Below are 19,719 nucleotides of genomic sequence, written 5' to 3'. Positions count from 1 at the left end.
ACGCGGATCAAGGCTGCGGATTCATGGCATGGTTTGTGGCGACATCTGATGCGTACGGATGAGAACGAAGAGGTCCGGATTATCCGGGGGCAGAAGTTCAATCTCAATCAGGCTGTTCTGGATGCAGCCAGTCGTGGGGGCCAGTATGGATTGCGCCATGTCATGCTCAATCCGGAGCTGGAAATTACCCCTGAACAGTTTGAAGCATGTCAGACCGGATATCAACGGGAGTTTGGCGCGGAAGCGCCTCTGGTGATTGTGGAACATCAAAAGCCACGGGCGGATGGGCTGGGGTTTGAACGACATCGCCATCTGGTCTTTGCCGAGTGTCTGGAAACCCAAAGGGTTCTGAGTTCCCGCTTCATGAGAATGCGGAATGAAAAGGTCGCGCGGTTATGTGAACTGGCATGGGAGCATCCCCTGACGTCAGGCAAGCATAATGACCAGGTGATCCAGTATCTGGATGCCTCACCAGTTGCCGAGATGAAACAGGCCGCCGCTCGTCTCAAGCAGGCTTTCTGGGGGGAGGAGGTGCCGCTCCAAGCGACATTTACGGACGCGGCACACCAGACTACAAAAAGGCGGGCGGGTCATTCAGTGCTACCCGCCATGCGGGCGGAACTCAGGCGGCTCTGGCAGGAGGCGGGCTATGTGTTACAGACGTTTGTCGAGCGTGCCGGAGATAAGGGGTATCAGGTCAAGTCGGGCGACAAACCCGGCGTATGGCTGATTGAGAATAGTGAAGGTTATCATCTAGCCCTGCACAGGGTTTTGCGCTTGCGACGACAGGACCTGGAAGAGTTGATGGAGGAGCAGGACAGACCCATGCCTGCTACTCTGCGCAAACGACGGCGCATTAAGCCGGAACTCTTGCCTCCGTTACCTGAAACACCTGCATACAAGACATATATGGAAGAACTGGCGGATATAATCCGTCCGCCGTGGAAACGTTCGGAGTGTCGTGCCGAGTTGCTGGCGCGCCCGTATCTGCGGGAGGTACAGCGGCTGGAAAAAAGGACGGATGCAGAGATATTGGCTGAATTACTGGCAGCTCTGATTATGCGTTTTCTGGAGTTTTTATTTGGCAAGAAAGTGGAAATACCGCCGTTGACCGCGCAGGAAGCGAGGCAGTGGATTGAAAAAGAGGCACAGACGCGCGCGCAAAAGCGTCAGGAGGCCGTGAGAGCACATTTTGAGCAGGCTGATGTTCAGGCAGCCCTGAAACAGAGGCGGTCGCTTCGAGGCTGCCTTGTGTCGCAAAATTTAGCAGTGCGTCAGGCCATGGAAGACGGGCAGTTTCAGCGGGCGGTGGGACTGTTGGAAGGGCAGAAGCAGTCAGTCTCAGGAAGATCGCTTCAGGCAGAACAAGCGCCCGACCGGCAGCAGAGCAGTAGAGGTGACAGGGAGATATGAATACGTGATGGCTGCTTACGCCTTCATTTTTGTCATTCAATGCCCGGTTAAGCTTCTCGAATAGCGGACTATTTTCGGTTTTTCTTGACGTAAGGAGCCTGAGCAGTCAGCGGTGAGGCCATGGATACCATCAGCCTTCTTGCTCTACTCCTGACGCTCTCGGCAGGCTTCAGCATTCTCAACCACCATACGTTGCGTGTTCCTGTCACGATCGGCGTTCTGGTCTTCTCATTGCTGACCTCGCTTCTGGTCATGATCCTGAACCCTCTGATCCCGGCCTATGACCTTCAGGCTCTCCCACGGTCTGTACTCGGCGCGATCAATCTGCCTGCGGCACTTCTGAACGGTGCCCTGTCGCTGCTGCTTTTTGCGGGAGCCATGCAGGTGGATGTCGGGTATCTGCGAGCAAAGCTGATATCTGTGACCGCTCTCTCCATTCTGGGAACCGTTCTGGCCGTGGCGTTTCTGGCGGTCGCGGCGTGGTGTGTTTTCCCGCTGCTGGGCCATGCCGTTCCCTTTACATGGTGCATCGTGCTCGGCGCTATCCTCGCTCCGACAGACCCGGTTTCGGTCGTGGGAATGCTGAAACGTCTGGGACTGCCAGGACCGCTACAGGCCGTCTTTGCGGGCGAGAGCCTGTTCAATGACGGCGTGGGCGTCGTCATTTTCGGTGTGACGATCGGTCTGGCGACTGGAGACAGTCAAGGGGTGGGCGCTTCTGAGATTGCCATGAGCTTCTGCCGCGAAGCGCTCGGTGGTGGTCTTCTTGGAGCGATAAGCGGGTGGATTGCTCTTCGTGTGCTCAAGGGACAGCGTGACCCGCATATTGATCTGCTGACCTCGCTGGCTCTGGCGACCGGAACCTTCAGCATCGCCAATCAGTTGGGGATGTCCGGTGCGATTGCCGTCGTCGTGGCCGGTCTCTGCTTCGGAACCAGCTACAGCCATTCCATTTTCGATGAAGTATCGCGCAAGGAACTCGACATTGCATGGACGCTGATTGACGAAGTGCTGAACGTCCTGCTGTTCATGCTCATCGGCTTTGAAATACTGGAGATCACGCCGCATCTGTTCACGGTTCTGGCGACGCTTGCCGTGATCCCGCTGTCCATTGCCGTGCGGGCATTGAGTGTGCTGTTCTCCACCCTGCCGGTTCATCTCCGGCAGTGGGAGCGGGGCCGTGTCATCGGCATCCTGACATGGGGCGGCCTGCGTGGCGGCATCTCGGTTTCTCTGGCGCTTGGCCTGCCGCACGGAGACCTACGTGATCTGCTGCTGCCTGTCTGTTACGGTGTCGTGGTGTTCACCATCATCGTGCAGGGGCTGACCATGGAGCGGGTCGCCCGCAGGCTCTATCCGTCAATCGTCTCCCGGCCGCAGTAATGCCGTCTTCCCTTCTTCCCGTCTCGATTTCCGCCCGGCGGGTTCTCATTCTCGGGCTTGTCGCAGGCTATGTGGATGCCCTGAGTTTCGTCGATCTGAGCGGTGTCTTTGCCGGCGCGATGACCGGCAATACCACGCATATGGGCGCCTCGTTTATCAGTGGGAACTGGCAGCACGGCCTGCTTCTGATGGGTGTGCTGGGCGTATTTTTTCTTGCCGCTATTCTGGCCAGCCTGATGCGGCTGTTATGGTCGCCAGCTTGCGGGGTCATGGTCATGACGATCTTCATGGTTCTGGCGCAGGCGGTTCAGGGATCGTCCCTGCGTTACTGGGGAGAATTTCTCGTGCTTCCGGCACTTCTGGCCGTGCAGGGCGAAACGATCGGGAAATTCTCCGGCACGCCCATGCCCACGATCGTCGTGACGACAAACCTGTTAAAAGCCGCATCGGGAATTGCGGAATGGATGGCGTCATGGATTGCGCCGGACAGGAACATTCGCCCTATCGCAGGAAGCATTTTTCTGCCGCTACTTTCGTGGGGGGCTTTTCTGGCAGGCGTGATGGCCGCCGCTACGGGGCTGGCCCTGCACGGTAGTTTTCCGTTCCTCTGGCCCGTCCCTTTCCTTGTCTTTCTATACCGGGATATCTGGAAAACGGAGCGTTCCGGGCAGGACGATAATTGAACACCCTGTCTGACAGGTCAGGATCAGACGCAGGACGTAACGCGTTTATGATGCGAATCTGCCTCTCGGTCAGGTCAGATTTTCATGCCTGACAGCCGACATTCAGCTTCCCCCCCAATGTCGCCTTTATATGTCATAGTGTATGTGGAAATTGTAAGAAGGACGGATAGACTAGAGCTTCCACAACGCGTTGTAGGTTCTTGATTTCAATGCCTGACATATAGTTGGTCGTTCCTTGTGAACGATGCGTTGCCTCGTGCCCAAGCAATGCATCAATCCAGAGTTCACGGATGTCATTCTCCTGATTGCGCAGCTTGGTGGAAACCAGATGTCGGAATGAATGGAATGATACGTCTTCAGGAATGCCCATACGGCGTTTGAACTTCGAAAACGCCTGTGCAAAGTCACTTCCGCGTACGCCATGAGGAGCGATTGTCAGTTCATCGAAGAAGTAAGTGTCGGAGTTTTTGAAATCCATGATCCCGGCAGCAATCAGTTTGCTGTGGATCGGGATAATCCGCGTACCGGCAGCCGTCTTGGGAGACCATTCGCGCTTCTTGCCGTTTACAATCTCAACGTAGGGTTGAATATGGAAGCAGGGCACACCGTCAATGACCTCAATATCCTTATTGCGCAGGTTGCAGATTTCACCCAATCGCATACCGGTATAAAGGGCAACTTGTACAAGGCCCTCATAGGTCTTTTTGGATATGCTGCGTCCCGTCCAGGGTGCGGATACAAGTTGCTCTAATTCCTGCTCAGACCATGCACGGCGCTCGACCTTTTTTGTGATGTCAAACTGCCACTTTTCAAAGGGATTCCGGGGCGCATAGTCGCGTTGGACCAGATGCCGCCAGAGTGCGGACATGCGGGAGAAATGGTTTTTGACGGTCTTGCCAGATACGGTTTCCAGTTCTAATTCGGCGGCTTGTTCAACAGCTTCACGGATGGGTGGGTTTGATTTTCCCTTGCCATGCATCGCAGGTAATCCTGAAAGCAGATCACGGAATTCACCCGCAATTTTTCCAGTGACATCAGCAACTGGCATGTCTCCAAAGGCTTCGGTGAACAGGGCAATGGAGTTGGTTGTCCCTTTAATCGTATCAGCGCTCTTGGTTGGATCGGAAAATACGAAGCGTTCAGCCATTTCTGACAGTCTGGGCCTGATATCACGCTTCTTGGTGTCTTTCTTGGCCGGTGTGTCGTCCTGCGAAGTTTCAATGATTTCGGGTTGTTCGGTCTTGTTGAGGCTGGTGATGATATGCGTCAGGTTTGCAATCTGATCGCGGAATCCCTGTTTTTCGGCGTTGCTAACTTTGGTATCGACAAGAATATCGGTGTTCAGCTTGCTCAGACGTTGCAGAAGATCATGCATGGCGGGGGTGACACGCTCGAAGAAGTCTTCGGTTTGCTTCACAAGTGCTAGTTTCTCGTAAAGATGGCGGGCTGCATCAGCCTTGCGGCGTGATTGTGAGGCGGCACGTTCGACATCGCGCAGTGCTTCATGCTCCGCGATGATTTTGGCTTGAAGGTCTGCCAGGTCCTTCCAGTCGGCTTTATCAGGCTCGACGGCGACGAAGTCTTTGGCCTTGGTGAACAACTCGCCAATCCTCCCATAAAGCAGCCCCGCGCGTTCGCGTGCTACTACTTTATTGCTGGTTTTCAGCGAAAGGGAAAACTCTTTGCGGCCCAATATGGCTTGGATGTCGCGAGGAATCGCTCTTCTGAAATGATATCTGGTGCCAACAACCCTAAGCATTCCCGTAGTCTCTCTTGCTGGGAAATATGCTGGAAGAAAATCATAAGCCTGAAACCGAAACGAAAAAACGCTTCTAAATCAATGCCTTATGGTGCGAACTGCGGGACTCGAACCCGCACGCCCTTACGGGCTGGAGATTTTAAGTCTCCTGCGTCTACCATTCCGCCAAGTTCGCATAGGGCTGCCGGAGTGGTGGGCAGGCCTGTGGTAGGGTGTCTCTCTCGTCCGCAGAGCGGACTGAGTAGGTAGTCTGTAGGCTATAGTCTTGCCACGTTACGGCGCGTTTTAGCATGTTGGTGTGTGGCGGCAAGTGTTTGAGTCATGTCCCGATCGTTTACTGTGCGCCCAACAGGCTGGGGCCGTGTTGTTTCAGCCATGCTTCTGCCTGGCGTCGGTGGGGCGTGAGCTGGTCAACCAGTGCCCAGAACGCCGGGCCATGATTCATGTGGCGCAGATGGGTCAGTTCATGCGCAATCAGATAATGCCTGACAAGATCAGGTGCCATGACCAGACGCCAGGACAGCATGATACGCCCGGATGAGGAGCAACTGCCCCAGCGGCTGGACGTATCGCGAATATCAAGCCGTGCCGGGTGCAGGCCAGACGTGCTGGCCATGGCGCGCAGTTCAGCCCCTAACGTCAGGCGGGCGCGGGCGCGGAGGAAATCGGTAACGCGTCGGGTGATGAATTCCTCCGCGCCGCTGACAAAAATCTTGTCCCCCTCTATCCACACGCCCCCGCGTGCCGCGGGCTGATGGATGATGGTGTGGGGCTTTCCTTCCAGAGGAATGGTTCGGTCAGGCAGGAAGGCGGGGGCTTGCTGGAGCGGGGCCAGACGCCGGTTGATCCATCGTGTCTGGCTTTTCAGGAAATCCAGAGCCTGAGTGCGCGGAAATCCGGAAGGGAGTGTGACCAGAACAGCCTGCCTGCGCGGGTCGATCCGCACAGAAAGGCGACGCGCCCGGGCTGATGTTTTCCAGAGCACGGGCACGCGGCAGTCTGGTGCCAGATCAATCAGGTCGGGCGTGGTGCTCAAAAGGCTGGTGCGGGGCGATGTGGCATCACCCCGTGAGGAAGGCGGGCCTGATTTTTCAGGGTGTGCTGGCACGGATATGGCGGACAGGCGGCCGCTTTTGCGCACGTGGCTTTTTGGTGGGCAGTCCGGGCCAGCCCACCAGATAGTTTTCCAGCGCCCCGGCCTGACGTTCACTGATGCAGCGCCCGGCAGCGGAAGCGCCGGAATCCATCACGCTTTCCGGTGTGCCAGTAATGAGCGGATGCCATTCCGGCAGGGGGCGGCCTTCAGACAGTCTGCGGTATGCGCAATCCGGCGGGAGCCAGTCCAGTTCAGGCACCATCTCCGGCGTGAGTGTGATGCAATCCTGCACTTTTTTGTGGCGTTGCGGGTAGTCCGTGCAGCGGCAGGTTGCCACATCCAGCAGGCGGCAGGCGACAGACGTATAGTGAACTTCGTCTGTCTCTTCGTCACGCAACTTGTGCAGGCAGCAGCGGCCACACCCGTCACACAAGGATTCCCACTCAGCCGTGGTCATCTCTGTGAGAGGGGTGGTTTCCCAGAATGGGGCCGGGGAGGGGGGAGGCGTCATGGGTGCAGGATAAACCGCCAGCCTGCCTCAGGAAAGAGGGGGGCGGTTGATTCCAAGCGTTCCAAGCAGACTGAGGGCAATGGCCAGACACAGACTCCCGGCCAGAGGGCGGCCCAGCAGGGGGAGCCAGAGCAGGCGCAGGCGCGTAAAAGCCCCCGCCCCCAGTTCCTGTGCGGTGCGCCCCCATGAGGAGGGTGCGGCTTTAAGTCGGCTGAGAGGCACCAGTGAAATCGCCGGGCCAATCAGCACACCCTGAAAAAAGGAGAGGAGCCAGGATCCGTGCTGTGCAGGAAGCAGGAAGGGCAGAAAAAGGGCGCCTGCCGTGGCAGGAAGAAGCACGAGCAGGAGCAGGGTATGCAAACGGCCTCCCTGCCGGGTTGCGAGTGCCGCGCTCAGCACCAGTGTGGCGAGACAAATACCGGTTGCGGCCATGAACGCTGCATGCGTGATCAGGGCAGACACATCCCCGAAAGGCAGGCTGCCAGACACGGAGAGGTTCACCGCTCCGCTGCCCAGTGCTCAAACCGTTCGGCCAGAGCCGGGAGGTGCGTGCTCCAGAAGGCATCATTCACCAGAATGGGGGCGGCCAGATGCCGGGTGTCCGGTGAGCCGGCATTGATTTCCGCCAGAGAGGGCAGGGATGGCCAGGCATTGGCAAAAGCCTGCTTCTGCGTGGGGTGTTCCAGCCACGCTGTCAGCGCCAGAGCCGTGTTTTCCTGTGCGGAGGTTTTTGGCACACCCCACGCGTAATTCACCTGTAGGCGTTGGGGCCAGTACAGGCCGAAGCGGGCGCGTTCAGCCGGGGTTGCGCTCAGGATTTCCCCTGTAGGGACACTACCCATCAGCGCGCCCCCCTTTGTGAGGATACGTGCGGCTTCCTCGGGGGTGGACCACCAGACAAGATAGGGGCGAAGCTGGTCAAGCTTGCGGAAGGCCCGATCCACGCCATCCTGCGTGTCCAGAACTCGGTAGAGGGCATCGGGGGGGACGCCATCGGCCAGCAGCGCGATTTCCAGCGTGGTGCGTGGGTCCCGGCGCAGGCTGCGGCGGCCCGGATGGCGGGCGACATCCCAGAAATCGGACCAGTCCGGCGGGGTATCAAACCGGGAGCGGTCCCACGCCATGGCAAAATCAATGGCGGCGGAGGACTGGCCGCATCCGTTGGTGGAGGGATCGGCCGGGTCTCGCACCAGCAGCCCCAGAGAGCAGCTGATTTGCAGGGAGCTGGTTTCCATCATGACCGCGGCCCAGCGGTTGGGGGTGTCCGTCTCCAGCTTGCGGAGCCATGTGATGTCACCATTCCAGAGCGTAAGGCTTACTGGACGTTTGACAAGCTCGGCATAGGGGGTGAACAGGACTTTCTGTTGAGTGGCCGCAATGGCGCCACCGAATGTCAGTATTCTTATGGGCGTTACGGTTGTCCGGTGGCTCCGGCGCGCCGGACGCGCATGGGCCTGCGTGACAGAGGACAGAACCAGACTCCCCAGAACAAAAACCGTCAGGCCCTGCCGGATGGCAGCCACCATGGCGGAACGGCTCCGCGCCGGGTGGCGGGGGGCGGTTTCAGGGGGTGTATCGCGGAACAAAAAAACGGACAGGGGTGGCCTCATGCGGTTGCTGCTCAGGTCAGGAGCAATTCTAGCCTGATTTCTGGTCCATCGGAAAGGCAGTGGCGTTGGCTGTTTGCCAGGCAAGCAGTGCGATGCGCCCCGGCTCCAGGTCTCGTGCGGTGTGAACAGGGGGGCGATGAGCAATAATTTCCCCGCCATCCTGCATACGAAAGCGCATGTGAATGGCTGTTCCCACATGGCGGGCGGAGATGAGCGTGCACGCCAGCATGCCGTCTTCATCAGCAGAGGCGCTGGGCTGGCGGGGGAACATGACGGAGAGCCTGTCTGGCGCGATGCAGAGAGTGGCGAGGTCCTGTTCCTCCAGACCGGGAGCGGCCATGGCCTCCACGGTCTCCCCTGTTGGGAGGCGAAGTTCGGCCATATCGTCTTCCAGAGAGAGGACTTTGCCGGTGAGCATGTTGGCCTCGCCAAAGCCTGTGGCAACGCGCTCATGCGTCGGGCGGTTGAGCAGCGTGGGGGCCGGGGCAAGCTGGAGCAGGATGCCGTTTTCAAGAATGCCGATTGTGTCTCCTGCCATCAGGGCTTCCGTGCGGTTACGCGTGAGGAGCAGCGTGCTGAGGCCAATGGCGCGTTGCAGTTTTTCCAGCAACGCCAGCACCCGCCTGGTGCCAGTATAGTCCAGCTTGCTGAAGGGACGGTTAAGCACGAGAATTTCCGGACGCATGACGAGAGCCCGCGCAAGCTGGCCACGCAGGGTCTGTTCGGGCGTGAGCTGGGCCGGTTTGAGCGCGCGATATCCATCCAGCCCTGCAAGAGCCAGAGTTTCCGCCATGCGGCGTTCGCTTTCTGTTGCGGAGACCTGCCCGGAAGCCCGCAGGGGGAAAAGAATATTCTCCGCGAGGGTCAGATGCGGGAACAGGGGGGCGTGCTCCCCGAGGGTGGCAAGCCCGCGTTGGCCTGTCGGGCGGCGGGTGACATCCTCTCCTCCCACGCGGATGTGCCCTCCGTAACTGGGGGCATGGCCGGAGAGCACGTCTGTCAGGCGCATCAGGTCATCCTGTTCGGCGCCGATTCCCAGAAGCGCGACGCACTGCCCCTTTGCCACACTCAAAGACAGGCCGGGGCGCGGCGGAAGGAACGCGAGAGTGTGAAGCTCAAGCTGTGGGGGCGTGCCATGCGCGGCCTGCATGCAACTCTCTCCGTGGTCGTCTGTTAATAAGGGGCGCTGTCAATGAGTTATAGAGTGAGTAGGATTTCTCCATGTCTTCTGACAAAATCAAGGATGTAAAGGCTGCTGGCGAAGAAGCCGTTGAAACAGCCCGTGATGAAATTGATGCGGTAAAAGCGCATCTGGAACGGCTGATCACCAAGCATGTGGTGCCTGCATTGACAAATGCTGGCGGTAAAGCCGGGAATTTGACCGAAGAAGCAGTTGCCAATGTGCGGGAACTGGCCAATCATGCGCGCAACGATATTTCCAAGCAGACGCGTGCGCAGTCGCCATGGGTATCCATCGCCATTTCCGGTGTTGTGGGCTTTATCCTCGGTCGGATGTCACGCTGACGCGTCCTGTGATCTGAACGAAGGTAGCGCCGGAGTCCATGCGTATTTTTGAACTTGGCAGGTCAGCCCTGCACGCACAGTCCCATCTCATGCAGCAGATGGCTGTCAGGCTAGGAAAGCAGGCAGCGTTTCTTGTCGCCGCTGCGGTGTTTGGTTTTTTTGCCCTGATTTCCGGGCATGGACTCCTCTGGGCGCTTTTTCTGTTCACCTTCCACTGGGGGCCGGTTACAGCCGCCTTCGGCGTGTTTGCGCTGGATGTGTTTTTCGCGCTGATCTGCGTGTTGTTCGGCCGCCGTTCCTACCTGACAACAGCCGAAGTGGAAGCCCGCATTGCGCGGAACCGCTGCGCCACGGAGATGCGTGAATCGATTACCATGGCGGCTGTTACGGCCACCGTGGCTGGCTCCCTTGGCCGGACCGGCACACGCAAGGTGTGGGATATAGTACGCGGCCGTAAGAGCTGATTTTCCCTCATTTGCTTTTGCCCATAGGTTCCATTCCATTTTTGCATTGGCGGGGGCCAATTTTTTCTGAGAATGATTGCCCTTGATTTTGTGAGTGTGCGAACAGTTTGCATGCTTGCTAGTATGGGCATGTTATGAACCTTCAGCCTCATCCTGATGATGCTCTCGAAAGCCGCCGGTCCTTCGGGCACCGGCTGGCGCGTCTTGCCGCGGTATGGCGGCGGGAGATTGATGCGGATTTGCGCCGGTTCAACCTGACGGACGCCACCTGGCGTCCTATTTATTATCTCAGCTTGTCAGAGCAGCCAGCCAGGCAGACTGACCTTGCCCGTTCCCTGTCCCTTGAAGCGCCGTCTCTGGTGCGGCTGCTGGACGTGCTGGAGAAGCGCGGGTTTATCATCCGTGAAACGGATGAGGAAGACCGCCGCTCCAAGCTGGTGAGCATTACCGAGGAAGGCCGGAAAATTGCCGTACTTGTCAGCCATGCGGCGGATAATGTGGCAACACGCCTGACGGAACATATCTCCCCGCAGGAGCTCGAGCAGTGCTGCGGGATTCTGGACCGGGTCGAACAGGCTGCCATCGGGCAGAAAGATGGCACCGGGCCAGAGAGAGTGCACACAAGATGAGAACTGTCACGAGAATGGCGTCATGCTGACGGAATTCAACCTTTTTGGTGTCTTTATGGCACCAATCGTCGTCTATGCACTGGCGGCGCTGCCTCTTACGATGTGTGTGCGTTTTGCACTGTGGTGGAGCGGCCTGCTGGGCTGGTTCTGGCACATCGCCCTGTTTGAAGTCTCGCTTTACGTTTGTATCCTCTGCCTGCTCATTTTGTATGTCTGACCTCCGAAAAGGCTGCTGAGTCTCCGCAATGTCCCTTCTGCGCACCCTGATACGAGTTATCCTGACCCTGGCGGTTGTCTCTCTGGCCATTGTGCTGGGGGTTACGCTCTGGAATGTCTACATGATCGCCCCCTGGACCCGTGACGGGCGCGTGCGTGTGTATGTGGTGGATGTGGCCCCGGAAATTTCGGGCACCGTGGTGCAGGTTCCGGTGGTGGATAACCAGTTTGTGCACAAGGGAGACCCGCTGTTCGTACTGGACCCCGTGCGCTTCCGTCTGGCCATTCGGGAGGCACAGGCCCGGCTGGATGGCGCGCTGGAAGACCTGAAGCTCAAACGCAATGATGCCCGCCGCCGTATGGGCCTGAGCGGCATTGTCTCGGCTGAAGAGCAGGAAGTGTTCAACTCGAACGTGGCTACCCAGATTGCCGCGGTGGATGCCGCCCGCGCAGCGCTGGATGTGGCCAAGCTGAACCTCCAGCGCTCCGTTCTGTATTCGCCCGTCAATGGCTACGTGACCAACCTGAACCTGCGGGTGGGGGATTATGCCTCCGCCGGGCAGGCCCGGCTGGCCGTGATTGATGCCGATTCCTACTGGGTTTACGGATATTTTGAAGAAACCAAGATGTGGGGCGTGCATGTGGGGGATGAGGCCCGCGTCAAGCTGATGGGCTACAAGCCCATTCTGGCCGGTCATGTGGTGAGCATTGCCCGTGGTATCAATGATACCAACGGCACACCCGACAAGCTGGGCCTTCAGGACGTGAACCCGATTTTCACCTGGGTGCGTCTGGCCCAGCGTATTCCTGTGCGTATCCATCTCGATCATGTGCCTGACAGTGTGACACTGGCGGCAGGCATGACCGCGACTGTCAGCGTCGGGCCGGAGCCGCGTGGCCGACGGGGCAAGATGACCACCTGGCTGCAAGACCACCTCTGAGAGCGGCATGGAACAGAAGATGAAGGTTCATCGTCGCCTCGGCCTTTTCATGGCGTCCTCCCTGATGCTTTCGGCCTGCACTGTCGGGCCGAACTATCAGCCCGAACGCATGAAGGTTCCCGCCCAGTTCAAGGAAGCAGCGGAAGAACACCCTGCAACCCCTGAAGAAATTGAACGCACCAACCGGGAAATGACCGAGTGGTGGGCAGCGTTCAAGGACCCGGTTCTGACCAGCCTTGTCGAGCAGGCCATCAAGGGGAACTATGATCTCCAGATTGCAGGCCAGCGCATTCTGGCCGAGCGCGCCATTCGTGATCGCTCCGCCGCGCAATGGTATCCGCAGATGGATGCCAATCTTGGTGGCGGGGATGTCCGGTACTCCCTGAATATTGATAACTGGCCCATTCGCCCCGGTAACCCGGCGAACCGCCCGGAAGCTTCCATGCTGTCCTATGGCGCGATGGCAACGTGGGAAGTGGATGTGTTCGGGCGTATCCGCCGCGATGTGGAAGCCCATGAGCGGGCGGTGGAGGCCTCCATCGAAGGCCGCCGCGCCTTGCTGATGACCATGCTGTCCGAGCTGGCGTCGGACTACATGCTGCTGCGCGTTACACAGCTACGCATCAAGATTGCCACGGACAATATCCGCGTTGCGAAAGACGCGGTGGATCTGACCAACAAGCTGTATCTGGAAGGTGTGGGAAACACCTTGCAGATTGCGCAGGCGCAGGCTGAACTGGATGCCCAGACGGCCGCGCGTGAGCCCCTGAAAACCCGCGTTTCTCAGGTGACACACGCCATTGCGGTGCTGCTGGGGCAGATGCCCGGCGCGCTGGAAGATCAACTGAAGATCCCGCGGCCCCTGCCGACTGTCCCGGCTTTTCCGGCGGTTCTGCCGTCTGTTGTGATTGCCAACCGCCCGGATATCCGTATGGCGGAGCGGCAATATGCTCTGGCAACGGCGCAGATTGGCGTGGCGGTGGCAAACCTCTACCCGCATTTCGTGATTCCGCTGACATTCAACCCGAATGCCTCGGCCATGTACCAGCTCTTTCAGGTGAACGCTATGAGCTGGCAGTTTCTCATGATGGCCAGCCTGCCGCTGATGCATGGCGGCAAGCTGACATCTGAAGTGCGGGCTGCTCAGGCTTCGGCGGAGGCCGCACGTCTGACCTACCGGCAGGCTGTGCTGAATGGCTTCAAGGAAGTTGAAGATGCCATGGCCGCCTGGCACGATGACATTGAATATGCCGAGCAACTGCACAAGGCCTCGGAAGACAGCGCCACCGCCAGTGAGCGGGCGCGGCGGCTGTATGGCGCGGGCCTTGTCGGCTTTCTGGAAGTGCTGACAACAGAGCGCACCACCCTGAATGCGCAGAATATGGAAGCCCTGGCCAAGCTGGAGCGGCTGCGGGATGCTGTGAATCTGTACACAGCATTGGGAGCCGGCTGGAAAGGTGTGGCCCTTACCAATTCCACCCTGCCGATTTCCCTCGAAACACAAAACGTGTTAGCGCGCGCGTTCAAGCAATGATCTGAAAGGTCTCATCATGAGCCAGTCTTCGTCGCCTTACGTTCGTCGACTGCTCTGGATTGTGGCCTGTTTTCTGGGTGGCTTTACCGTGCTGTGTGTCAGTGGCTGGGCACTGGTCGTGAATGGCAGCACGCAGGACAGCACAGTGACAACACTGCTGCGCTGGCTGCCCGTCTCAGTGGGCGCGATCATGGTTGCGCTGGGGTTTTTCCTGCTGAATCTGCCGGTGCCGGAAGACCCGGAAGATTTCTTTCTGGGTGACGATGCGGATGGCCAGATCAATAAAATGGACGGGCGCTGAGCCGCGTTTTCCAGTCTTGAGGCCCCCTCTCACCCGGTGAGCGAGAGGGGAGCAGCCCTTATTTTTTGGGCAGGCGCACCGCGGTGACTTCAATTTCAATCAGCCAGCCGGGGTTGGCGAGCTGGGCGACGGCAAAGGCCGAACGCACCGGCAGGTTAGGCTGCTTTTCCGTGCCGAAATACTGGGTGTAGGCTTTCATCATGCCGTCAAAATCCAGCTGCTTCGTGCGCGGGTCCGCCACCATGTAGATGTGCATCTGCACAATATCACCCATGGTCAGGTTCAGCTTCTTCAGTTCGCTTTCAATGCGCTGAAGGGAGGCCAGTGTCTGCGTGCGCGTATCACCATAGGCTTCAAGGCTTTTGGGGGGAGCCGCCTTATCCTGTACCGGTGCCCCCATGCCGCTCAGATAGATTGTGGTGGCCCCGGCCGGAACTTCTATGGCGCTGGAGATAGGGAATTTGCCTTCTCCATGCCGCACAATGCCGCCTTCGGCATGGGCCAGAGCCGGGGCGGCGATGGCCAGAGCGGTGAGAGCGGCAGCGGGGATCAGGGTTTTCAAAAGGCGCATGTTATTCCTCCTCTACGGACAGATGCGGGCGCATGCCGGAAACGTCTGCCGGTTTCAGCGTATCAGTATAATGGTTCCCGAAGTGCGTACGAACGTAATTCACGACATTGGCAATCTGCTGGTCATTCAGCAGCCCGGCAAACCAGGGCATGCCGCCATAGCCATTCAGCACCACATAGGCCGGGTAGCCCGCACTTTGCAGCTTGGGGTTCCCTGCCAGAGCCGGGAACTGCGCACCCGCACCCACAGCGCCTTTGCCATCAGGCATATGGCAGCTCTGGCATACGTGGTGGTAGACGGCCTCACCATCCGTCAGGCTTTGCATTTTACCGGCAACAGCGCTCGCGCTGTCCGCATGGGCGGTGCGCGGGGCCAGAGCTACCGAGGCCAGAACTGTCGGGGCGAGAAGAGACGCAAGAAGCAGAAATTTACGCATCAGGCTGCTCCCACCGCGCGTTTGTGCAGACGGGTGACGGCATCCAGAGCGGAAAGAATGGCTCCTTCCTGCCAGCACCCAACGTAAGAGGCGTGCTCCCCGGCCAGAACAAGGCGGTTATCAACAGAGCACAGGGTTTTGTAGTGTGTCTTGCGGGCTTCTTCCGTCCACATGGAGCAACAGCCCAGTGTCCAGGGCACACGGCTCCACGCGAAACTGACGCCGTTTGAAAATTCCTTGCGATATTGCGGATGAATGGCCATCCCCTGATCCAGCGCGCGCTGGATGCGTTCCTCAGGTGTCATGCCGGCAAAATCATAGGCTGCGGGGCCGAACATATATCCCCCCAGCAGGACCGCCGGACCTTTTGAGAAAATACCGTGGCTGGGGTAGGAAATCTGGCTGATCTGCTGATCTGTAAAGCTGATGCCACCGTAAATCTGGTCATCTTCCTCCCAGAAGCGGCGTTTGAATTCCATCCCCATTTTGACGGAGGAGGCATAGGGCACGGCGGCGATGGCGGCCTTGAGCCCGCCGCTGACCTGCACATCAAGCTGGGAGAGAACAGACAGCGGAATGGTGCAGACACAATAGTCAGCCTGCGCCTGCCGCACGGCATCACCATGGGCGGTATCTGTGTATGTCACAGTCACGCCACGGTCATCCTGATGGATGGAAGAGACCTTGCAGTTGAGCGTAATGAGGTCTTTCACCTGCCGGGTGAAGCCTTTGCCAATCTGGTCCATCCCGCCCACGGGCTGGAACATGGTGGTCTGCATGTCCAGACGTTCATGGAATGCCATCCAGCTCCACAGGCCGGACTGCATGACATCCTTGCGGGCAAACAGGTCCGAGGGAACAGGCGCACCATTGATCCCGCCGCCCTGGGGTTTTTCAAACCCGCGCCGCAGGGAACTGGTGTTGCCTTTCGTGTAGGCCATATCCTTGTTCAGCCCGCCCCAGGACTTCATGGCCTGCCGCAGGTGGGCCCGTTCATCGTCTGAAACAAGATCATCCAGCTTGTGCTGGTCAATTGCTTTGGCCAGCAGTTCCGCGGTAAAGCCGTTGAAGTCGGACGCGAGTTCCCGATACCGCACGGCTTTGCCGCCGAAGGCACCCGTTGCGTGCAGCCAGCTGTTATGGTTCAGCTCGATAAAGGGTTCGAGCTGCACGCCAAATTCGCGGCAATAATGCAGCAGGCCCTGATGGTGGTAGGGAATGCGCCACGGGCCGGGATTGATATAGTTGCCGGATGCAAAACCAACTTTCTGGGTGGCGCCCCCCAGTTCCTTCACGGTGTCTCCACCACGCAGGCTGATATTGCGGCCACCGCTGCGGCTCTGGAATTCGAGAATCTGGACCTTGTACCCGGCTTTCCGCAGTTCATAGGCCGAGAGCATGCCAGAGAGCCCCGCCCCCAGCACCAGCACGCGGGTGCCGGGTTTGGCACCTGCAAGCTGTGGTGGGCCACGAAAATCCGTTCCCATGGCGTGACCAAGGGACGTCATGGCCTGATACAGCGCTGCGCTGCCAGCCAGTGTGCCGATACGAGTCAGAAGTTGCCGGCGGGTGGGCGCAGCGGGTGGATAAGCATGTGGCATCAGGTAATCCCGAGATGATCTTCAAAACAATCAGGCCGCGTGGAATGACCGGCATTCTCCTGTGAACGATCATGATGGAGCCGGATCGTTCACATATCGTAATGCTAGGCTATCTGTTACGGCATGACAACATCCCAGAGGTGCCAAAGCGTGCAGAATAGTGCGCAGAGTGCCGTCTGACACCCTGCATGGGGTTATTGTAATGTGTGCGGCCACACCCAGTTGCGAATTTCGGGCATATCCTCCCCGTATTCACACACATACCGTTCGTGTTCGGCCAGTTTGTCACGCACGGCCTGATGAACGTATGCGGCCTGACCGGCCAGCCGGGGCACCCGCCGGACCACATTGGCCGCGATATGGAAGCGGTCCAGATGGTTGCGCACGGTCATGTCAAACGGGGTGGTTGTGGTGCCTTCCTCCCGGAAGCCGTGGACATGGAACCGCGCCGCATTCCGGCGCTTGTAGAGAAGCTGATGCACAAGGGCCGGATAGCCGTGGAAGGCAAAAATCACCGGTTTATCAGGGGTGAAAAGCGCATCAAACATTTCATCCGGCAGGCCGTGCGGGTGCTGTTCGGGTGTTTGCAGGGTCATCAGATCAACCACATTCACAAAGCGGATTTTCACGTCCGGCAGGTGGGTGTTGAGCAGGCTGATGGCGGCAAGGGCTTCCAGGGTAGGCACATCCCCCGCGCTGGCAATCACCACATCCGGTTCATCGCCCCGGTCAGTGCAGGCCCATTCCCACATGCCAATGCCCTGCTGGCAGTGGGTGATGGCCTCATCCATGCTCAGCCATTGCAGTTCGGGCTGCTTGCCCGCGACAATCACATTGATCCGGTCCCGGCTGCGCAGGCAGTGGTCCGCTACGCAAAGCAGCGTGTTGGCATCCGGCGGCAGGTAGAGGCGCACGGTTTCGGCTTTCTTGTTGGCCATATGGTTCAGAAAGCCGGGGTCCTGATGGCTGAAGCCATTATGGTCCTGCCGCCAGACATGGGATGTCAGCAGATAATTGAGGGAGGCTATGGGGCGGCGCCAACTGGTCTCCCGTGAGGTTTTCAGCCACTTGGCGTGCTGGTTCACCATGGAATCAATAATGTGGATGAAGGCTTCATAGCAGGACAGAAAGCCGTGGCGGCCTGTCAGCAGATAGCCTTCCAGCCAGCCCTGACAGGTATGCTCGCTCAGGATTTCCATCACATGGCCGCCCTGGGCCAGATGGTCATCATACGGTTCTGTTTCCGCGTTCCATGCGCGGTTGGTGACATCCAGCACAGCGTTCAGCCGGTTGGAATTGTTTTCATCCGGGGAGAACACACGGAAATTCCGTGAGTCCAGATTGGCCGCCATGACATCCCGCAGCCAGGTACCCAGCACGCGTGTGGCTTCCGCCACCGTGCTGCCGGGCGCGGTGAGGGAGATGGCATGGGTGCGGAAATCCGGCAGGCGCAGGGGGCGCAGCAAGGCACCGCCATTGGCATACGGGCTGGCGCTCATACGCTTGGCGGCTGGCGGGGTGAGGGCTGCAATCTCGGGTTTCAGAGCGCCGTTTTCGTCAAAAAGCTCTTCCGGCCTGTAGGATTTCATCCACGCTTCAAGAATGGCGAGATGACCGGGCTTTTCCAGATGATCAACTGGCACCTGATGCGCCCGCCAGAAGCCTTCCGTGCGCAGGCCATCAACCGTTTTGGGGCCGGTCCAGCCTTTTGGGCTGCGCAGCACGATCATCGGCCAGCGCGGGCGGCGGGTATCCTTGCCACTACGGGCCGCGGTCTGAATGGCGGTGATACGGGCAAACGCCGTATCCATGGCGTCCGCCATGGCCTGATGCATGGGATCAGGTTCATGGCCTTCCACAAAAATCGGCTCATACCCACAGCCTTTCAGGAAATCGCTCAGTTCCTGTTTGGGGATGCGCGCCAGAATGGTGGGGTTGGCAATCTTGTAGCCGTTCAGGTGCAGAATGGGCAGAACGGCGCCGTCTGTCCTGGGATCAAGAAACTTGTTGGCATGCCAGGAGGTGGCCAGAGGTCCGGTTTCGGCCTCGCCATCCCCCACCACACAGGCCACCACAAGGTTCGGGTGGTCAAAAGCCGCGCCATAAGCATGGGAGAGCGAATAGCCCAGTTCTCCCCCTTCATGAATGGAGCCGGGGGTGGTGGCTGCCGCGTGGCTGGGAATGCCACCGGGGAAGGAGAACTGGCGGAAGAGGCGTGTCATCCCCTCTTCATCCTGCGTGATATCCGGGAAATACTCCGTGTAGGTCCCTTCCATCCAGGTGGAGGCAATCAGCCCCGGTGCCCCGTGGCCCGGACCGGCCACAAACAGGATATCCCGCTCCGTCTCCGACTCTTGGGCGCGGAGTATGCGGTTGAGATGCAGCCAGATGAAATTCAGCCCCGGCGTGGTGCCCCAGTGGCCCAGAAGCCGCTTTTTGGTGTCTTCCAGTGTGAGGGGTTCCCGCAGCAGCGCGTTGCGCAGCAGGTAGATCTGGCCCACGGAAAGATAATTGGCGGCGCGCCACCACGCGTTGAACAGAACCAGATCTTCAGCGGACAAGGGGCCGGGGTGGGGGGCGGTGCTGGTCATGTCAGTCCTTCCGGGGAAAAGGAGAGGTGAGGCTCTGATTCTCTCTGGCTACGGAGCCGTGCCTGAAGAAAGTGCAGGCGTGCCGCAGCATAAACCAGAAACGCCCGGCCAGGGACACGGTTCAGGCATGGCTGAACTCAGGTTGCAGAGGGGGTGCCTCGTGGCGCTACGTCAAGTGTCTTCGTGGAAGGGGCTGTAGGGCGGGTGTTCACGTTGTCGGAATGGCTGAGGGCATCAGGCTGGTGGTTCTGCGTTTGAGTGGAATTTGCCTTCAAGCGGGGGCATCAACGGCGGTTGAGACTATGGGGGCTCTCGCATCGGGTGCGTGAGATGAGAAGGCTTTTGCTACAGCGTGTCGTCAGTTAAGCAGTATGATGATTGAGGCGAACTGCACCGCAGCGAGGAAGGTTGATTTAAGCTTGTCGTAGCGGGTTGCGATCGCGCGGAACTGTTTGA

21 protein-coding genes, 1 tRNA gene and 1 pseudogene are annotated in these 19,719 nt (G+C 58.8%); 10 read left to right on the top strand and 13 right to left on the bottom strand.

All coding sequences use genetic code 11. The annotated features are described in order from the left end of the window. Window positions 1–21: 21 nt before the first annotated feature. Complete coding sequence (locus GOB82_RS11485) at window positions 22–159, bottom strand: hypothetical protein (protein WP_166123217.1); 138 nt, start codon at window positions 157–159, stop codon at window positions 22–24. 3 nt (window positions 160–162) lie between these two features. On the opposite strand from GOB82_RS11485, the gene GOB82_RS11480 reads away from it, so the two are divergent. The 3 genes from GOB82_RS11480 to GOB82_RS11470 all read left to right on the top strand — a co-directional run bounded on the left by GOB82_RS11480 (window position 163) and on the right by GOB82_RS11470 (window position 3,479). Beyond that, complete coding sequence (locus GOB82_RS11480) at window positions 163–1,413, top strand: hypothetical protein (RefSeq protein WP_166123215.1); 1,251 nt, start codon at window positions 163–165, stop codon at window positions 1,411–1,413. 120 nt (window positions 1,414–1,533) lie between these two features. Then, complete coding sequence (locus tag GOB82_RS11475; RefSeq protein ID WP_166123213.1) at window positions 1,534–2,796, top strand: cation:proton antiporter; 1,263 nt, start codon at window positions 1,534–1,536, stop codon at window positions 2,794–2,796. After that, a complete protein-coding gene (locus tag GOB82_RS11470; RefSeq protein WP_166123211.1) occupies window positions 2,796–3,479 on the top strand; it encodes a YoaK family protein in 684 nt (227 codons plus the stop codon). The genes GOB82_RS11475 and GOB82_RS11470 overlap by 1 nt, the downstream gene beginning before the upstream one ends. 133 nt (window positions 3,480–3,612) lie before the next feature. On the opposite strand, the gene GOB82_RS11465 is transcribed toward GOB82_RS11470, so the two are convergent. The 7 genes from GOB82_RS11465 to GOB82_RS11435 form a co-directional block, all read right to left on the bottom strand. Then, window positions 3,613–5,238, bottom strand: coding sequence for a tyrosine-type recombinase/integrase (locus GOB82_RS11465; protein WP_166123209.1), 1,626 nt, complete (start codon window positions 5,236–5,238; stop codon window positions 3,613–3,615). Window positions 5,239–5,327: 89 nt separating this feature from the next. Next, a tRNA-Leu gene (locus GOB82_RS11460) sits at window positions 5,328–5,413 on the bottom strand. A 159-nt stretch (window positions 5,414–5,572) separates the two neighbouring features. Continuing rightward, complete coding sequence (locus GOB82_RS11455; protein ID WP_166123241.1) at window positions 5,573–6,274, bottom strand: M48 family metallopeptidase; 702 nt, start codon at window positions 6,272–6,274, stop codon at window positions 5,573–5,575. Window positions 6,275–6,329: 55 nt separating this feature from the next. Continuing rightward, window positions 6,330–6,845 carry a YcgN family cysteine cluster protein gene (locus tag GOB82_RS11450; protein WP_166123207.1) on the bottom strand — a complete coding sequence of 172 codons (516 nt, stop codon included), beginning with the start codon at window positions 6,843–6,845 and terminating at the stop codon, window positions 6,330–6,332. Between the two features lie 27 nt (window positions 6,846–6,872). After that, window positions 6,873–7,334 (bottom strand): hypothetical protein, encoded by a 462-nt coding sequence (locus GOB82_RS11445; protein WP_166123206.1) that lies wholly within the window; start codon window positions 7,332–7,334, stop codon window positions 6,873–6,875. Between the two features lie 8 nt (window positions 7,335–7,342). Then, on the bottom strand, window positions 7,343–8,455 hold the full coding sequence (locus GOB82_RS11440; RefSeq protein ID WP_166123204.1) for an extracellular solute-binding protein: 1,113 nt from the start codon (window positions 8,453–8,455) through the stop codon (window positions 7,343–7,345). Between the two features lie 28 nt (window positions 8,456–8,483). After that, window positions 8,484–9,605, bottom strand: coding sequence for an ABC transporter ATP-binding protein (locus tag GOB82_RS11435; protein WP_166123202.1), 1,122 nt, complete (start codon window positions 9,603–9,605; stop codon window positions 8,484–8,486). Between the two features lie 71 nt (window positions 9,606–9,676). Here GOB82_RS11435 and GOB82_RS11430 point away from each other — a divergent pair, with 71 nt between their 5' ends. The 7 genes from GOB82_RS11430 to GOB82_RS11400 all read left to right on the top strand — a co-directional run bounded on the left by GOB82_RS11430 (window position 9,677) and on the right by GOB82_RS11400 (window position 14,064). Further along, the gene (locus GOB82_RS11430; protein WP_166123200.1) at window positions 9,677–9,979 is read left to right on the top strand and encodes a hypothetical protein; all 303 of its coding nucleotides are present in this window, start codon (window positions 9,677–9,679) and stop codon (window positions 9,977–9,979) included. Window positions 9,980–10,017: 38 nt separating this feature from the next. Further along, window positions 10,018–10,443 (top strand): phage holin family protein, encoded by a 426-nt coding sequence (locus GOB82_RS11425; protein WP_166123198.1) that lies wholly within the window; start codon window positions 10,018–10,020, stop codon window positions 10,441–10,443. A gap of 134 nt (window positions 10,444–10,577) precedes the next feature. Further along, on the top strand, window positions 10,578–11,072 hold the full coding sequence (locus tag GOB82_RS11420; RefSeq protein WP_166123196.1) for a MarR family winged helix-turn-helix transcriptional regulator: 495 nt from the start codon (window positions 10,578–10,580) through the stop codon (window positions 11,070–11,072). Window positions 11,073–11,094: 22 nt separating this feature from the next. Next, complete coding sequence (locus GOB82_RS11415; RefSeq protein ID WP_166123181.1) at window positions 11,095–11,289, top strand: DUF1656 domain-containing protein; 195 nt, start codon at window positions 11,095–11,097, stop codon at window positions 11,287–11,289. A 28-nt stretch (window positions 11,290–11,317) separates the two neighbouring features. Beyond that, window positions 11,318–12,229 (top strand): biotin/lipoyl-binding protein, encoded by a 912-nt coding sequence (locus GOB82_RS11410; protein WP_166123179.1) that lies wholly within the window; start codon window positions 11,318–11,320, stop codon window positions 12,227–12,229. Window positions 12,230–12,236: 7 nt separating this feature from the next. Continuing rightward, on the top strand, window positions 12,237–13,763 hold the full coding sequence (locus GOB82_RS11405; RefSeq protein WP_194300474.1) for an efflux transporter outer membrane subunit: 1,527 nt from the start codon (window positions 12,237–12,239) through the stop codon (window positions 13,761–13,763). Window positions 13,764–13,779: 16 nt separating this feature from the next. Further along, entirely contained in the window at window positions 13,780–14,064 is a 285-nt protein-coding gene (locus GOB82_RS11400) for a hypothetical protein (protein ID WP_166123175.1), read from the top strand. Window positions 14,065–14,122: 58 nt separating this feature from the next. On the opposite strand, the gene GOB82_RS11395 is transcribed toward GOB82_RS11400, so the two are convergent. The 5 genes and pseudogenes from GOB82_RS11395 to GOB82_RS11375 form a co-directional block, all read right to left on the bottom strand. Next, the gene (locus GOB82_RS11395) at window positions 14,123–14,635 is read right to left on the bottom strand and encodes a RidA family protein (protein WP_166123173.1); all 513 of its coding nucleotides are present in this window, start codon (window positions 14,633–14,635) and stop codon (window positions 14,123–14,125) included. 1 nt (window position 14,636) lies between these two features. Beyond that, entirely contained in the window at window positions 14,637–15,071 is a 435-nt protein-coding gene (locus GOB82_RS11390; protein ID WP_166123171.1) for a c-type cytochrome, read from the bottom strand. After that, window positions 15,071–16,672: a flavin monoamine oxidase family protein gene (locus GOB82_RS11385; protein ID WP_166123169.1), complete on the bottom strand. Its 1,602-nt coding sequence runs from the start codon at window positions 16,670–16,672 to the stop codon at window positions 15,071–15,073. Before GOB82_RS11385 ends, GOB82_RS11390 begins: the two co-directional genes overlap by 1 nt. Before the next feature lie 194 nt (window positions 16,673–16,866). Then, entirely contained in the window at window positions 16,867–19,263 is a 2,397-nt protein-coding gene (locus GOB82_RS11380; protein WP_166123167.1) for a phosphoketolase family protein, read from the bottom strand. Window positions 19,264–19,621: 358 nt separating this feature from the next. Beyond that, a pseudogene (locus GOB82_RS11375) lies at window positions 19,622–19,719 on the bottom strand (IS5/IS1182 family transposase); the annotation flags it as partial.

This window comes from Acetobacter farinalis (genome assembly GCF_011516935.1).
GTDB classification, from domain to species: domain Bacteria; phylum Pseudomonadota; class Alphaproteobacteria; order Acetobacterales; family Acetobacteraceae; genus Acetobacter; species Acetobacter farinalis.
Note: the sequence above shows the minus strand (reverse complement) of the source record. Positions and strands in the feature narration are given on the sequence as shown.

What these genes read in the sequence shown, in the direction of transcription:
- GOB82_RS11485 (WP_166123217.1), bottom strand. Translation starts at nt 159, where the DNA reads ATGGCGCAATCCATACTGGCCCCCACGACTGGCTGCATCCAGAACAGC.
- GOB82_RS11480 (WP_166123215.1), top strand. Translation starts at nt 163, where the DNA reads ATGCTCAATCCGGAGCTGGAAATTACCCCTGAACAGTTTGAAGCATGT.
- GOB82_RS11475 (WP_166123213.1), top strand. Translation starts at nt 1,534, where the DNA reads ATGGATACCATCAGCCTTCTTGCTCTACTCCTGACGCTCTCGGCAGGC.
- GOB82_RS11470 (WP_166123211.1), top strand. Translation starts at nt 2,796, where the DNA reads ATGCCGTCTTCCCTTCTTCCCGTCTCGATTTCCGCCCGGCGGGTTCTC.
- GOB82_RS11465 (WP_166123209.1), bottom strand. Translation starts at nt 5,238, where the DNA reads ATGCTTAGGGTTGTTGGCACCAGATATCATTTCAGAAGAGCGATTCCT.
- GOB82_RS11450 (WP_166123207.1), bottom strand. Translation starts at nt 6,845, where the DNA reads ATGACGCCTCCCCCCTCCCCGGCCCCATTCTGGGAAACCACCCCTCTC.
- GOB82_RS11440 (WP_166123204.1), bottom strand. Translation starts at nt 8,455, where the DNA reads ATGAGGCCACCCCTGTCCGTTTTTTTGTTCCGCGATACACCCCCTGAA.
- GOB82_RS11435 (WP_166123202.1), bottom strand. Translation starts at nt 9,605, where the DNA reads ATGCAGGCCGCGCATGGCACGCCCCCACAGCTTGAGCTTCACACTCTC.
- GOB82_RS11430 (WP_166123200.1), top strand. Translation starts at nt 9,677, where the DNA reads ATGTCTTCTGACAAAATCAAGGATGTAAAGGCTGCTGGCGAAGAAGCC.
- GOB82_RS11425 (WP_166123198.1), top strand. Translation starts at nt 10,018, where the DNA reads ATGCGTATTTTTGAACTTGGCAGGTCAGCCCTGCACGCACAGTCCCAT.
- GOB82_RS11420 (WP_166123196.1), top strand. Translation starts at nt 10,578, where the DNA reads ATGAACCTTCAGCCTCATCCTGATGATGCTCTCGAAAGCCGCCGGTCC.
- GOB82_RS11415 (WP_166123181.1), top strand. Translation starts at nt 11,095, where the DNA reads ATGCTGACGGAATTCAACCTTTTTGGTGTCTTTATGGCACCAATCGTC.
- GOB82_RS11410 (WP_166123179.1), top strand. Translation starts at nt 11,318, where the DNA reads ATGTCCCTTCTGCGCACCCTGATACGAGTTATCCTGACCCTGGCGGTT.
- GOB82_RS11405 (WP_194300474.1), top strand. Translation starts at nt 12,237, where the DNA reads ATGGAACAGAAGATGAAGGTTCATCGTCGCCTCGGCCTTTTCATGGCG.
- GOB82_RS11400 (WP_166123175.1), top strand. Translation starts at nt 13,780, where the DNA reads ATGAGCCAGTCTTCGTCGCCTTACGTTCGTCGACTGCTCTGGATTGTG.
- GOB82_RS11395 (WP_166123173.1), bottom strand. Translation starts at nt 14,635, where the DNA reads ATGCGCCTTTTGAAAACCCTGATCCCCGCTGCCGCTCTCACCGCTCTG.
- GOB82_RS11390 (WP_166123171.1), bottom strand. Translation starts at nt 15,071, where the DNA reads ATGCGTAAATTTCTGCTTCTTGCGTCTCTTCTCGCCCCGACAGTTCTG.
- GOB82_RS11385 (WP_166123169.1), bottom strand. Translation starts at nt 16,672, where the DNA reads ATGCCACATGCTTATCCACCCGCTGCGCCCACCCGCCGGCAACTTCTG.
- GOB82_RS11380 (WP_166123167.1), bottom strand. Translation starts at nt 19,263, where the DNA reads ATGACCAGCACCGCCCCCCACCCCGGCCCCTTGTCCGCTGAAGATCTG.